Annotated in this window: 12 protein-coding genes and 1 pseudogene; 12 read left to right on the top strand and 1 reads right to left on the bottom strand. The window is 72.2% G+C overall.

Going from position 1 to position 13,504, the window contains the following annotated elements; translation table 11 throughout:
* Positions 1 to 137 precede the first annotated feature (137 nt).
* Positions 138 to 400: pseudogene (locus AB0J10_RS02190) on the top strand (IS630 family transposase); the annotation flags it as partial.
* Between the two features lie 64 nt (positions 401 to 464).
* On the opposite strand, the gene AB0J10_RS02185 reads toward AB0J10_RS02190, so the two are convergent.
* Positions 465 to 824, bottom strand: a complete 360-nt coding sequence (locus AB0J10_RS02185) for a hypothetical protein (RefSeq protein ID WP_363056869.1) — start codon at positions 822 to 824, stop codon at positions 465 to 467.
* 106 nt (positions 825 to 930) lie between these two features.
* Between AB0J10_RS02185 and AB0J10_RS02180 the strand changes: the two genes are divergently transcribed.
* From AB0J10_RS02180 to AB0J10_RS02130, 11 genes are all read left to right on the top strand, one after another.
* A complete protein-coding gene (locus tag AB0J10_RS02180; protein WP_269726766.1) occupies positions 931 to 1,170 on the top strand; it encodes a hypothetical protein in 240 nt (79 codons plus the stop codon).
* Positions 1,170 to 1,547 (top strand): fic family toxin-antitoxin system, toxin component, encoded by a 378-nt coding sequence (locus AB0J10_RS02175; RefSeq protein ID WP_363056867.1) that lies wholly within the window; start codon positions 1,170 to 1,172, stop codon positions 1,545 to 1,547. The genes AB0J10_RS02180 and AB0J10_RS02175 overlap by 1 nt, the downstream gene beginning before the upstream one ends.
* 297 nt (positions 1,548 to 1,844) lie before the next feature.
* On the top strand, positions 1,845 to 2,012 hold the full coding sequence (locus tag AB0J10_RS02170; RefSeq protein WP_363056865.1) for a hypothetical protein: 168 nt from the start codon (positions 1,845 to 1,847) through the stop codon (positions 2,010 to 2,012).
* Between the two features lie 413 nt (positions 2,013 to 2,425).
* A complete protein-coding gene (locus tag AB0J10_RS02165) occupies positions 2,426 to 4,006 on the top strand; it encodes an AbfB domain-containing protein (RefSeq protein ID WP_363056863.1) in 1,581 nt (526 codons plus the stop codon).
* A 66-nt stretch (positions 4,007 to 4,072) separates the two neighbouring features.
* Entirely contained in the window at positions 4,073 to 4,705 is a 633-nt protein-coding gene (locus AB0J10_RS02160; RefSeq protein ID WP_363056861.1) for an RICIN domain-containing protein, read from the top strand.
* 32 nt (positions 4,706 to 4,737) lie between these two features.
* Positions 4,738 to 5,364 (top strand): RICIN domain-containing protein, encoded by a 627-nt coding sequence (locus tag AB0J10_RS02155; RefSeq protein ID WP_363056859.1) that lies wholly within the window; start codon positions 4,738 to 4,740, stop codon positions 5,362 to 5,364.
* Positions 5,365 to 5,510: 146 nt separating this feature from the next.
* Positions 5,511 to 6,605 (top strand): hypothetical protein, encoded by a 1,095-nt coding sequence (locus AB0J10_RS02150; protein WP_363056857.1) that lies wholly within the window; start codon positions 5,511 to 5,513, stop codon positions 6,603 to 6,605.
* Positions 6,606 to 7,057: 452 nt separating this feature from the next.
* The gene (locus tag AB0J10_RS02145) at positions 7,058 to 11,377 is read left to right on the top strand and encodes a polymorphic toxin-type HINT domain-containing protein (protein WP_363057557.1); all 4,320 of its coding nucleotides are present in this window, start codon (positions 7,058 to 7,060) and stop codon (positions 11,375 to 11,377) included.
* Positions 11,378 to 11,382: 5 nt separating this feature from the next.
* Positions 11,383 to 11,673, top strand: a complete 291-nt coding sequence (locus AB0J10_RS02140; protein WP_363057555.1) for a barstar family protein — start codon at positions 11,383 to 11,385, stop codon at positions 11,671 to 11,673.
* Positions 11,674 to 11,784: 111 nt separating this feature from the next.
* Positions 11,785 to 12,432, top strand: coding sequence for an RHS repeat-associated core domain-containing protein (locus AB0J10_RS02135; protein ID WP_363057553.1), 648 nt, complete (start codon positions 11,785 to 11,787; stop codon positions 12,430 to 12,432).
* Entirely contained in the window at positions 12,426 to 12,971 is a 546-nt protein-coding gene (locus AB0J10_RS02130; RefSeq protein ID WP_363056855.1) for a hypothetical protein, read from the top strand. Before AB0J10_RS02135 ends, AB0J10_RS02130 begins: the two co-directional genes overlap by 7 nt.
* The last annotated feature ends 533 nt before the right edge of the window (positions 12,972 to 13,504 follow it).

Raw genomic sequence — 13,504 nt, 5'->3', positions numbered from 1 at the left:
TACCACCGGCTCCCTCGATCGCTCCGTCACGGATCCGATCGGCCTGATCACGGACCTGGTCGCGGAGGCCGAAAGTGGACGCGGCTCCGTGACCATCCAGAGCGTGGTCACGGCGGTTACGGGCGGCCGCCGCGGACATCCGCCGCTGGGCGACGAGGAACAAGGTCGAGCTGTGCTTCACCCCGACCTACGCCTCCTGGGCCAACCCGATGAGGCCCACTTCGGCCCACTGAGGCAGTTCACCCTCGCCAACTTCCACCTTCGCAGCCATCCCGCGCAGCCCCAGGCCCTGTACCACTACCTGCGCTGGCGCAACGCCAACGCCCGCCACCCTGACGTCCTCGCCGCCCAACGCAGGGAACGCGCCCGCATCCGCGGTGAGAAAACCATCCGTTGGGGGCGGACGCCCCCTCGCACCAGAAGCCTGACAAACCCCGTGACGCGCCAGTCTCGGCAAGCCTGTCTCAGCCTTCCCGAGGTTCGACTGGGCCGGCTGTCCGGGCGCCTGAATCCTTGCGTGCCGAGAGCAGGAACAGGACCGCAGCGGCGGCGGTGAAGCCGAGCCCGACGATCATGCAGACCGTGACCGTCTCGAACGAGGCATCGGCGATCCGGGGGATGCCGTTGACGAGCATGAAGGCGTAGATGCACAGAATGCCGTAGGCGCGAAGCCGCAACCCGGCCTGTCGCTTCCGCAGCCACGGCGGTGTCCACCCCGCCAGTATCGCTACCGGCACCGGCAGCATGAGCGCCGTGGACACCGCCAGCACTATCCAGTGGTACAGCGGATTGCCGTTCACTCCGCCCCTTTCGTAGGCGATCACCAGCCTACGGAGGGTCGGCGAGGCCCGTCCATGCCAACACCGCGAGCTTCCGGGGAACCTTTCGATCATACTGGACAGGACGGTAACAGCTGTTACCATTCGTGGTATGGCCAAGACACAGCTGGGTGCACGCGTCGATGCGGATGTCGCGGAACTCGCGAAGAAGCGCGCCGCCGACCTGGGCTTGAGTATCGGGGACTACCTCGCCCGCCTCGTCCAGGACGACGCCAGCGGACTGCGTGCCCGTGCGGTGGACGCGGCCGCCCGCTTCCTCGCCGAGCACCAGGACGTCTTCGACGAAGCCGAGGACGCCCAGCAGACGCCACGGGGAGCGCGCGCCGCCTGATGGAAGTGCACATCGACGTCCCCTGGATCCTGCAGGTCGCCGAAGCCGCCGGCGCCAACGATCCCGCCCCCGACGACTATGGCGTGCCCGTGGCCGCTGTCGCCCGCCATCGGGCCGAGCTGTTCGAGCAGCCCGTCTACGACGGCCTCTACGCCAGGGCCGCCGCCCTCGTGCACACGCTGGGTCGGTGTCGCTGGCTGGAACGTTCCAACCTGGCCGTCGCCGCCGCTACCGGCGTCATGTACCTGGAAGCCGCCGGAATCCCCGTCAAGCCCGCCCGCGAGGACGCCATCGCCCTCAAGGACCTGCTCCTCGACCCCGCCTGTACCGCAGGGAAGATCGCCGCCATGCTGCGGACCTGGCCCACGGCCACCTGACACACACTGGCAGGCATGTCCCTGCTTTCCTGGGGCGCCGGGCGCGGTAGCGCCGAGCGTCATGGCATCACCGGAACGCACATCGCTCCCTGCGACAGCCCTGGAACGACAGCGGGGTTCGGGGCAGTCGGGCAGTGCCGGCGGTGCGGGGGATGCTTTCGTCGCGGGTCGTAGCGGATTGCCGTTGGAGCCGGAAGTGTTCCTTTTCATCGGCGGGCCGCGCGGTGACGACCTGGCTGTCGCCGCGTCCGGCATCGAGGGCGGGGGCCTGCTGGGTGTCGTCGTGGTGACGCGGCGGTGGAAGAAGAGCACGGGGCCCAGGCCCAGGATCTGCCCGGCGAGCGTGACGGCGAACTCGTCGCACTCGTCTCGCACGGTGTGGGGTTCGCCGCTGAGTCGGGTCCGCAGGACGGGGGAGTCCTGGCCGTTGAGGGTGAAGCGTCGGTCGTCGGGGCCGGCAGATGATACGGCATCAGAAGCAGTGCTCCGGATGATGTGTACCGGCCCACATTTCTTCCTGACTCCTCCCGCACGGAAGTGAACCGTGGGAATCCGGCCGCATCCCAGGCCCCGAGTGCCGTGTGCCGCCGAGGGTGGAAGCGTGTCGAGGAGTGACCCAGTGGCAGTACTGCCTGCTGGTACCTCATTCGGAATGAAGTGCTCCGTGTTACTGGCGAGTTGCCCGATGCTTCCCACAAGTCGGCTTTCAGTCAGAATTTGGCCTCAAGGTGTGCATTGAAAGGCGATATCGGTGAGTGATCGCACAGGAGGTATCAATTCCACTTTGACTACCCCTGGGTGATCTCCAAGACTGCGCCCCGACCACGGCACGCGTTCGGGAACCGCGTGCGGGACCTGACAGGGGGACCGGAAACAGCATGAAGAAGAGCAACCCGAACTCCGCCCGTGTGCGGAGAGCAGTCACCCGCGGACTGGTGACCGCCACCGCGCTCGCCTCCGTGACGGCCGTGGCCGCGCCGCAGGCCGCCATCGCCGCCCCGCCGGCCGCCCCGGCCGCCGCGGCCGGCATCGGCACCACCGACACCCAGCGGGTCGACGCCGCCGCCGTGGTGCGCCTGGACCCGAGTCCGGACGTCCTGCTGCTCAGCGATCACGACTTCATCCACGCCCTCTGGCAGAAGGCCCGCGACGGCGGGGACACCTACGACGCGGTGCGGCAGGCCGCCGAGGCCGCCATGATGAGCGAATCGGCCGACGACCACGTGCAGTTCATCGTCACCGGCATCCACGAGGCGTACACCGCCGACAAGCAGCGCGAGAAGGACAAGGCCGACGCCGAGCGTGCCGCCCGGCTCGCCAAGTCCCAGGCGCTGATCGCCCTCGGCATCCCCAACAGCCCCGAACTGCTCGACCTGAGCGACGACAACTTCATCCGCGCCGTGATGCGTCACGAGGCCGCCGGGCCCGAGGTCCGCTCCGCCGCCGCGACGGCCCTCGCCGGGGACCCGGCCCGCTGGCAGCAGTTCATCTCCAACGGTGCCCGCGAGGCCCACCAGCGCGACATCGCCAACGAGCTGAAGGAGCTGGAGGAGAGGGACCGGGCGGAGGCCGAGCGCCGCAAGGAGCTCGCCGCCCGCACCAACGCGGCCGCCCTCTTCCGTATCACGCCCTCCGAGGCGATGCTCGCCCTCAGCGACGACAACTTCATCCGCGAACTGTTGCGTGTCGCCCCGGCCGACGCCAAGGGCAGCGAGCTCTACGCGGCGGCGCAGCGCGCCGTCCTCAGCCCCGACCCGGCCGCGTGGAAGCAGTACATCCACACCGGTGCCGAAGAGGCGTACAAGAAGGACGACGAGGCGCGCCGCAAGCAGATCGCCGAGGCCAACCGCCGGCTCGCGCTCCAGGTCCAGGCCGCCGCCGAGAAGACCGGCGTCAACCCCCACCTGGTCGCCACCGCCAAGAAGGCCCTGGCCGGTACCGACGAGGACGTCGCCACCTTCCTCAAGGCCGACAGCCAGTACCGGGCCAAGCGCCAGTCGTTCCAGCCGGCGAGCGGCAAGCCGGCGGGCTTCTACATCCGCCAGTCCGCGCCCGACGCCGGGGAGGCGTTCCTCGCCCCCCTGTCCACCGCGTCCAAGCAGACCGACCGCGAGGACGGCACCTGGGTGGTCGTCCCCGCCCTCGACGGCAAGCCGGGCTGCTACTCCTTCGAGTCCTCCCGCAAGGCGGGCCACTACCTCACCCACAAGGACCTCCGGGTCCGGATGGCCGCGAGCGACAACGGCACGCAGTTCCGCAAGGACGCCACCTGGTGCGCCAGGAAGGGCCTGAGTGGCTCCGGCACCTCCTTCGAGTCGTCCGCCCAGCCCGGCCGCTACCTGCGCGAGTACTACGGCGACCTGTACGTCGCCAACAAGACCGCCAAGAACCGTTTCGACGTCGAGAAGGACTTCGCCCAGGACGCGTCCTGGAAGATCGTCACCCCGCTCGCGCGCTGACCGCGCGGGCGGTGACCACCCCGCCCGCGCCCTCTCCCTTCAGACCTGAGAAGAACGGAATCACCCATGTCCCGGATCGTCCGATCCGCCCTGGCCGTTGCGGCCGGTGTTGCCGCGCTCGCCGGCACCGTGACCGTCGCCGTCGCCGACGAGGCCCGACCCGAGCCGACCCCCGCCCCCACCGCCGTGGCCACGTCCGCAGTGGACGCCGCCGACGCCCGTGCCGCCGCGGTCGCGTCCTCGGCGCCCTCGGCCGTCCAGCTCAGGGCCGTGCACAGCGACAAGTGCCTCACGACTCCCAAGGCCAGCCTCCGCAACGGCGTCAACAGCGTCCAGTCGACCTGCGTCGCCGACGCCGAGAACCAGCGCATCGACCTGGTGCCCACCGGCGCCGGCACCTTCGAGCTGCGCTTCGGGCACAGCGGCAAGTGCCTCGACGCGGAGGGCGCCGGCACCAAGAGCGGCACGGCCGTCCAGCAGTGGTGGTGCGTCGGAGCGCAGAACCAGCGCTGGCGCATGGTGATGGTCGACATCGCCAAGGAGGCGTACGAGCTGAGGCCCGCCCACGCCCCCCTCACCTCGAACCTCTGCGTGGACATCGAGTCCGCGAGCAAGACGGACGGCGCGGTCGCCCGGCTGTGGGCCTGCAACGGCACGCCCGCCCAGCAGTGGCGCATCCACCCGGTCACGGCCGCCTGAGCCCCGTACCCGCGAAAGAAACGGAACTCCCCATGTCTCGGACCATCCGGGCCCTCCTGATCGCGGGGGCGGCCGCCACCCTCCTCGCCGGCACGGCCACCGCCGTCCAGGCCGACGAAGACCCCACCGGGGCCGCCGCCCAGGACGCCGCTGAGGCGGCCCGCCAGGCCGCGGCAGTCGCCGCGGCGGCCCGTGCGGAGGCCATCGCCCGCGCCCAGGCCCCGCAGCAGGCCGTCACCTTCACCGCGGCCCACAGCGGCAAGTGCCTGGAGATCGAGGGCGGCAAGACCACGGACGGCATCAACGTCCAGCAGTACGACTGCAACGGCACCGACGCCCAGAAATGGAACGCCATCGCCACGCGCGGCGGAACCTTCGAGCTCCGCAACGCCAAGAGCGGCAAGTGCCTGGAGATCCAGGGCAAGAGCGTCAAGACCGGCGCGGCGGTCCAGCAGTTCGCCTGCGGCCAGGGGGACCACCAGCGCTGGCGGATGATGCTGGTCGACCCCGTGCGCAAGCGGTACGAGCTCCAGCCGGCGCACGCCGAGGGGATGTGCGTCGACGTGCCCGGCCAGAAGCAGGACAACGGCATAGACACCCAGCTCTACACCTGCAATCGCACCGTCGCACAGCTGTGGCAGGTCCGGCCGGTCGCGTGAACCGGCCGGACGGCACGCACGGCGTGTGCCCGTCGAACACCGCTAAGGGGCGGGGCCGTGCGCACGGCCCCGCCCCGGCGGCCGTGCACCCAATCTTCTTTCCCGAGGGGGACCCTGAGTTGAGCCGTCAGTGGAGATGCGCGCGGGTGGTGACCGCCGGCGCGCTGGCCGGCGCGATCGCCCTCATGGGCGGCGCACCGGCGTGGGCGAGCGCCGCCCCCGCCCCCGTCGCCGTACCGGCCGTGCCGTCACAGCAGGCACCGTCCAAGCAGACGCTGTCGCCGGAGTTGGCAGCCGCCGTCGAGGAGGCCCGCAAGCGGGTGACGTCGATGGCGAAGACCCACCCGGCCGCCGAGGTGCGGACCTCGGCGTGGAACGCCCTGCGCAGCACCCGGGGGGACCAGGCGCTCCTGGAGTGGCTGGCCCCCGGCGGCGGCTTCGACGGCGCCAAGCAGCGCGCCCGGGACACCCGCGCCCGCAACAAGGCGTTCTGCGAGCGGGTGATCGCCACCCACACGGCGGCGTTCTCCCCGCAGGTGCGGGCCGCCGCGACCCGCGCCCTGAAGGGCGGCGCCGCCGAACAGGCCGCGTTCGTCGCAACCGGCTACACCGAGGCGCAGCGCCGCGACCGCGCCGCCCGCGAGGCCGGTGAGCAGCAGCGGCTGGACGTCGCCGCCGCCGACCGCGAGTTCGTCCGTGCCCTCGGCACCCAGGACCCGGGCGAGCAGGTGCGCGTCGCCGCCCAGTGGGCGCTGCGGCCGGGAGCCACGGACGCCGACGTGGCGGAGTTCTTCGGATACGGCTGGGCCACCGGCGCCACGCTGGACCTGACCGCGTACCGCACCCGGGTGGCCGACGCCGAGGCGGTACGCCACCACACGCTGACCCGCCTGATCGCCGCGGCCACGGCGGCCGAGGCGGCGGTGGACGGTGCGGCCGATGCCGCACGCGCGCGTGCGGAAGCGGAACGAGCCTGGCAGGCGGTGTCCGAGCACGCCGGCGCGGCACAGCGCGCCTGGCAGGCCGAACAGGCCGCCGCGGCCGCCCAGGCGGAGAACTGGCGGATCGTCGCCCAGCTCTCCCGCGAGTCCGTCGAGCGCCTCTGGCAGGCGATCTCCGGCACCGCCGACGACCACGAGGCCGCCTGGTCCGGGGAGCGGACGGCGGCGGACGAGGCGGCCGCGTTCTGGAAGGCCATGTTCGACCGCGCCCGGGACGGCGAGAACCGCACCCGGGGCTGAACCGGGGCGAACGACCGGCTCCGCCCGCGACCGGTGCTGAACCAGGGCGTACGGCCGGCCCCGCCCTCGACCCGGGCGACGGCCGGCCCAGCCCGTATCCGGGGCGGGGCCGGGCAGTCCGTGGCGCCCATGAGCGGGGCGGGGCCGGGCAGTTCGCGGTGTCCTGTGACCGGCGACGCGCCCGGGGGCGTACGGCGGGGGAACACCCGTCCGGCCGGGCCGGGGTACGGACTTCCGGCCCCGGCCCGGCACCCCCGGAGATCCGGTGCCGGCACCGGATCAATTGCTCCGGGCATCAGGCCGGCCCATGACCAGGGCCGGCCGGACGGCACACCGACCACCCCGCCCCACGACCGGGCCGGGGTTCTTCCATCCACTCGTCGAGGGGGATTCCCGTGAGGGGAAGATTCCGGCCCAGAGCCGGAGGGCTGCGCGCAGGCGTGGCCGTGCAGATGCGGAAGGCCGTGTGCGCGGCGATCGCCGTGGCGGTGCTGGGCACCGTCACCGGGGAGGCCGCCGCGACCTCCGTACGCGCCGAGCAGGCGTCGCTGACGCGGACGCTCCAGTCGCTGGACCGGCTCGCGGCGGCGGTGAAGCCGAAGAGCGACCCCGCCCCGGCCCCTGCCGCCACGTCCGAACTCGACCGCATCAGCGATGAGCGCGACCGGCAACTGGTCGAGGACTTCGCGGAGTTCGATCAGGAGGAAGAGGTCCGCGAGGCCGCCAGGAAGGCGCTCGAGAGCACCGATCCGGACGCCATCCGCGTCTTCCTGGAGCGCGGTGAGGCCGAGGCGCGCCAGCGTGCCAAGGACAAGCGCGCCGGCGTCGACACGGCGAACCGCCGTCAGATCGAGGGGCTGCGCGGCACCGGCGGCCCGTTCTTCAACGCCGAGGTCGAGCGCGTCCTGAAGGGCACTGCGCAGGACCGCGCCGACTTCCTCGCGTTCGGCGCCGGCATCGCCAAACAGCGCGACGAGGCGGACAAGCAGAACGCCGCGAAGCGGGCGGAGGAGAACCGCAAGCGCGTCGAGATGCTGGCGTCGGTCGGCGGGCCGGCGGTCAGGCGGGGCGCGCTGGCGGCGCTGGAGTCCAAGGACGCCGCCGTGATCGCGGAGTTCCTGGAGAAGGGCTACCTGGTCGCCGCGCGGCAGGACGCCGATGACCGGGCCGCGCACGAGAAGGCGCAGAAGGAGGCCCAGGAGGCCGCAGAACGTCTCCGGGAGCTGGCCCGCAAGGCCGCCGTCGCCGCCGAGGCGCGTACCAAGCTCATCTCCGCGCACGGTGACGCGGTCAAGGCGCTGAAGAACGCGTCCAACGCCATGTCGTCGGCCGCGTCGGCCTCGCGCGAGGCGGACCGGATGCTGGCGGCCGACCGGGCCGGCAAGCGCCTGTCGGACTACACCGCGGTCAAGACCGAGGTGGCCCGCCAGGTCGGGTACGCCGAGGATGCCGCCAAGGCCGCCCAGGTCGCCGCCGCCCAGGCGAAGGTGCAGGCCGACGTCCTCGTGGGCACCGGGCTGGAGCACGGCGTCCAGTGGTCCGAGGTCGCCTCTGGCATCGCGGGCGCGGCGGACGCGGCGGCCAAGGCCGCGGCGACCGCGCGGCACGCGGTGGACGCCACCGCCGCCGACGCCGCCGGTCTCAACGCCAAGAACCAGGCGGAGCTGCACGCCCAGCAGGCCGTCAAGTGGCGTGCCAACGCCGAGGAGCACGCCAGGGCCGCGGCCCGGCTCGCCGACACCGCCGCCAGGCAGGCCCAGGTCGCCGCGACCGCCGCCGAGAAGGCCAAGCAGGCCCGGGTGGCCGCCGAGCAGGCCGAGAAGGAGGCGTGGGAGCACGCCCGCAGGACCCGTGAGGCCCGCGTCGAGGCGCAGCGCCAGGCCGCGATCGCCGCCGAGCAGCGCAAGATCGCCGAGCGGGAGCGCGACCTCGCCGCTGCCGCCAGGGCACGTGCCGAACGCGAGCGGGACATCGCCGCCGCCGCACGCGCGCGTGCCGAGGCCGAGGCCCGTACCGCCGCCGCCGCCCGCGCGCAGGCCCAGGCCGCCGCCGCGACGGCCGCCTCCGCGCGCGCCGACGCCGCCCACCAGGACGGCATCGCCGCCGAGGCCGACCGCCGGGCGCGGGCCGAGGAGACCACCGCCCGCAACGCCCGTAGCGCCGCCTTCAAGGCGGAACAGAACCACCAGGCCAAGGAGGCCCGCGCCAAGGCCACCGAGGCACTCGCCGCCGCCGGCCGCGGCACCGTCGACGCGGGTGTGGCCCGTGCCGCCGCGGACGAGGCCCGTGCCGCCGCCGACACGGCGAGCACGGCGGCCGGCCAGGCGCGCAGCGCCGCCGACACCGCGAGCGGTGCGGCCGTACGGGCGCGTTCCGCCGCCACGGAGGCCGCGGGCGCCGCCGCCCGGGCCCGGGCCGCCGCCGCCGAGGCCACCGCGCACGCCGCGCGGGCCAACGCCGCGGCGAACAGGGCCGAGGCCGCTGCCGCCGCAGCGAACGCCGCAGCGAACAAGGCCGAGGCCGAGGCCGCCCTGACGCGCGCGGCCGCCCGGCGCGCAGACGAGAAGGCCGCCGAGGCCACCGCGCAGGAGGCGCGCGCCGGTATCGCCGCGCACGAGTCCGCGCGGCTCGCCGGACTGGCCGCCATGGAGGCCAACAACTCCCTCCAGGCCGCCAACCGCACCAAGGAGGAGGCCCAGGGCGCCGTCCGTGAGGCCGCCATGGCCCGCGTCCAGGCGACCGTCGCCGTGACCGCGGCCGCCGCCGCCCGCAGCACCGCCGCCGGTATCGCCGAACCGGCCGACACCGCCATCGCGCTGACCGCGCCGTTCGCCGGCAAGGACGCGGACGCCGACTTCGCCGCCGAGGTCGCCGCCGCGGCGGAGAAGATGGGTGCCGAGCAGGTCGCCTCGGCGGAGGCCAAAGCGGCGGAGGCCGTGAAGGCCGCCGAGGCCGCCGAGGCCGCAGCCAAGCGGGCCAACGCCCAGGTCGCCCCGGCCTTCAAGGCCGCCGCGGACGCCGCGCGATCGGCCGCGAACGCCGCGCGCTCCGCCGCCGCGGCGATGAAGTCGGCCGCGCAGGCCGCCGAGGAGGGCGCCAAAGCCCGGGCCGCCGCGGCCCGCGCGCACCAGGCCGACGCCCAGGCCCAGGCCGATGCGAAGCTCGCCCGCTCGGCCGCCAACCAGGCGTACGCGGACGCCACCGCCGCCCGTAACGCCGCGAACCAGGCCGAGGCCGAGGCGGCCCGGGCCCGGGGCGCCGCCGCCGAGGCCGACAGCCACGCGGTGGCCGCCGACAGCGCGGCCGGCCTGGCGGAGAAGGAGGCGAGCGTCGCCCAGGGCGCCGCCGCCCAGGCGGAGAAGGACGCCGCCGACGCGAACAGGTTCGCCGAGTCGGCCGAGGGCCACGCCAAGTCGGCGGAGGCGGCGGCGAAGAACGCCAACACCTACGCCCGCGAGGCGGACGAGGCCGCGAAGAAGGCGGAGGAGTACCAGCGCGAACAGGAGCGCAAGGCCCGCGAGGCGGCCGCGAAGGCGGCCGAGCAGAAGGGCGGCTCGCCCAAGCTCACCCAGTGGGAGATCGAGGCGCTCAAGGCCGCGGGAATCTCGCTGGAGGACTACGAGAAGGCGCGCGCCCTCGCGGACAAGGACATCCTCGACTTCCTGGTCGAGAACGGCGGCCAGATCATCGTCGACCTCCTCTTCGAGGACATCAAGAAGTGCTTCACCGAGGGCAACTTCGAGAGCTGCTTCTGGGCCGTGGTCGGCGCACTGCCGTGGGGCAAGGCGCTGCAGGTCATCAAGGCGACGCCGGCGATCACCAAGGCGCTGGTCAAGATCGTCGGCGGGCTCGACGACTTCCTCGACAAGTCCGCCGCGGCCAAGAAGCTCATCTCGCAGAGCAAGGAGCTGATCGACAAGTTCCGCAAGAACCCCCCGTGCCCCGACCCGGACAACAGCTTCACGCCGGCCACACGGGTGCTGATGTCCAACGGCACGTACAAGGAGATCAAGGACGTACAAGTCGGGGAACTAGTCCTCGCGACCGATCCCGTCACCGGGGAGACCGGTGCGCGCGCAGTCACCCGCCTGATCACCGGCGAGGGCCGCAAGGCCCTTCGGGAGATCACGGTCGACACGGACGGCGCGGCCGGTAAGGCCACCGGCACGCTCACCACCACGGACGGGCACCCCTTCTGGGTGGTCAACCGGCACGCCTGGGTGGACGCCGCCGACCTGGTGGCCGGTGACCTGTTGCGCACTCCGGACGGTACGACGCGGGAACTCCTGACGATCCGCGCCTGGGATGAGCCGCTGCGCGTCCACAACCTGACGATCGACGGTCTGCACACGTACTACGTGCTGGCGGGCGGCGCTCCGGTCCTCGCGCACAACTCCACCTGCAAGCTCTACGGCGCCGCCCTGAAGACCGCCGAGATGGCGAACGAGCTGATCGAGAGCCTCAAGAAGACGGGCAAGCTGCCCGGCCACTACGTGACCAAGGACCAGGCCAAGGCCGCTGGGTGGGAGGAGGGCAAAGCTCTCGGCAACCACCTCAAGGACGGTCAGATCGGCGGTGACGTCTTCAGGAACGAGGACGGGCTCCTGCCCGACTACCCCGGGCGGACATGGTACGAAGCCGACATCGGCCTCACCAATACGATGAAGCGTTCCAAGCAGCCGGGTACCCGGCTCGTCTACTCGGACGACGGACTCGCCTACGTGACGTTCGACCATTACAAGAGCTTCGTCCTGCTCCCCAACTGGAAGTGAGATTCATGAAGGTCGTCATCGAGGGCGCGACCCTCCGCACCGTGTCGGACCTCCACGGGTTCCTCGCCCGGACTCTGGATTTCGGCCCGTACTACGGGGCGAACCTGAGTGCCTTGTGGGATCGGCTGACGACGGACGTCGAACGCCCGGTGGAACTGGTCTGGAAGGACGCGGAGCTCAGCAGGAAGGCGTTCGGCTCGGCCGTTTTCGACCAGATCCGCGACCTGCTCCTGCGGGTGCAGGAGCAGGACGAGGCGAATGACGAGTCGAAGCGCTTCTCCGTGACGTTCGACTGACGCCCATGTGACGGCCAGACAACGGTGAGAGCCCCGCAGTCCCGTTCTGCGGGGCTTTCGCCCGTCCAGCGGCAGGGGATTTCGTCAGCGGAACCGGGCGGGTGAGTCGCGCTGGACAGCGACGAGTACGGCAATCCCCGCGCGGGCCAGCCGGCCACCCGCTACGGCTGGCTGGGCGCCAAGCAGCGTTCGGCCGAGACCCTCACCGGCCTCACCCTCATGGGCGTCCGCCTCTACAACCCGGTCACCGGACGCTTCCTGTCCATCGACCCGGTGCACGGAGGCGGTGACAACCGCTACGGCTACCCGGGCGACCCCGTCAACCAGTACGACCTGGACGGAAAGTGGTGGAAGCCGAGGTTCAGCCCCGGCGCCCGTCTCGGCTGGCACTACCTCAACCGCGGCTACAACCGGGACAGGTCCTGGAGAAACCGCCAGGAGGCCCGTGTCGTCGGCGTGTACAGCGCGTACGTGGGCACGCGTTACCTCGGCTACCGGTGCCGGGTCAGGTACGGCATGCGGGTCTGCTCCGGCGGCCTGGGGCTGCACTCGCGCGGCGGTACGACACTCGGCACCACCTTCTTCACCTCGAACCGCAGGCCTTCCGCGAGCCTCATGCGCCATGAGCGCCGGCACAAGGCCCAGTGGAAGCGTTACGGATTCCGCTTTGGTTACATGTACCTGAGAGCCGGTGTGAACCCGTGCCGCAACAGGTGGGAGCGGCGCGCCGGATACAGGGACGGGGGGTATCGATGCTGAGTTCCAACCCCGGGAAACGACCCGTATGGCCGTTCGTGGCGGCGGGCTCGGTTGTCGGTGTGCTGCTCCTGGTCGCCGGGGGCCTGTGGGCGTTCGGCGTCTACAGCATGTCCGAGCCGTCCAGGCCGCTGCTCATCGGCGTCAGGATCGACGGCGCACGCGTCACGGTGAAGGCACCGACGTGCCCCACGGACACGGTGGCGCGGGTCGAGGTGTTCGACGGCGAGTCGACCGAGCCTCTCTGGCAGGCGCGCGAGCCGCGTACCTCCGAGGGGAGGAGCGGCGCCGTCACCCTCTGGGCCGACGACGAGTTCCTGAAACCCGGCCCGGGCACGCGGCCCGAGAAGCTGCCGCGGAGTCTCGACGTCCTCTTCACCTACGCCCGGACGGGTGACGGAACGGGCGGCGCCATCGACGTCGCCCAGGTCACCTCCACGGAGATCCCCGAGGGCCGGTACTGGACCGAGGACGGGCCGAGGACCGCTCAGGAGATCGACGAGCAGCTGAAGTGCGCTCCAGAGGGGACGACCGCCCCGTAACGGGGACTGCCGGCGTCGACATCAGCGGACGGCCGGAGAGGGGAGTTCCCCTCTCCGGCCGTCCGTCTGCGCCCCCTCCGACATGGACGCCGTTCCACTCGGCGAGCCGACGGCAGATGGCCGGCCACCGCCGCGAACGACACCCCGCGACCGCCTGAAACGCGTGCGATCGACCGCGCCACCTCCGGCTGTTCGCGGGAGGGAACGGGTCAGCGCGGGTTCTGCCGGGCCTTCAGCGGGGTCGTCGGGAGTTCCGGGGCCGGAAGGCGGTCGCCCGGGTAGCCGATGACCTCGCCGAAGCGGTCGGACGCGGCCGCCCAGTCCGCGCAGGCCCGGCGGACCTCTTTGTCCGTGCGGGAGACGAAGTTCCACCAGGCCCGGCGGGCCTTCCACTGTCAAGACTGCGGCTCAAGCCTCTTTGCTGCTGCCGCTGCGTCGCCTAGATGAGTGAGTCCGATGTTTTCAGTGGTCGTAGGCGATCAGGGATCGTTTGGTCTTGGCGTTGGTAGTCCAGTTGTGCCAGATGCCGGCTG

Origin of the sequence: Streptomyces sp. NPDC049887 (genome assembly GCF_040656535.1) — a bacterium.
Classification (GTDB): Bacteria; Actinomycetota; Actinomycetes; order Streptomycetales; family Streptomycetaceae; genus Streptomyces.
The sequence above is the reverse complement of the archived record's forward strand: the minus strand, read 5'-3'. Positions and strand labels throughout refer to the sequence as shown.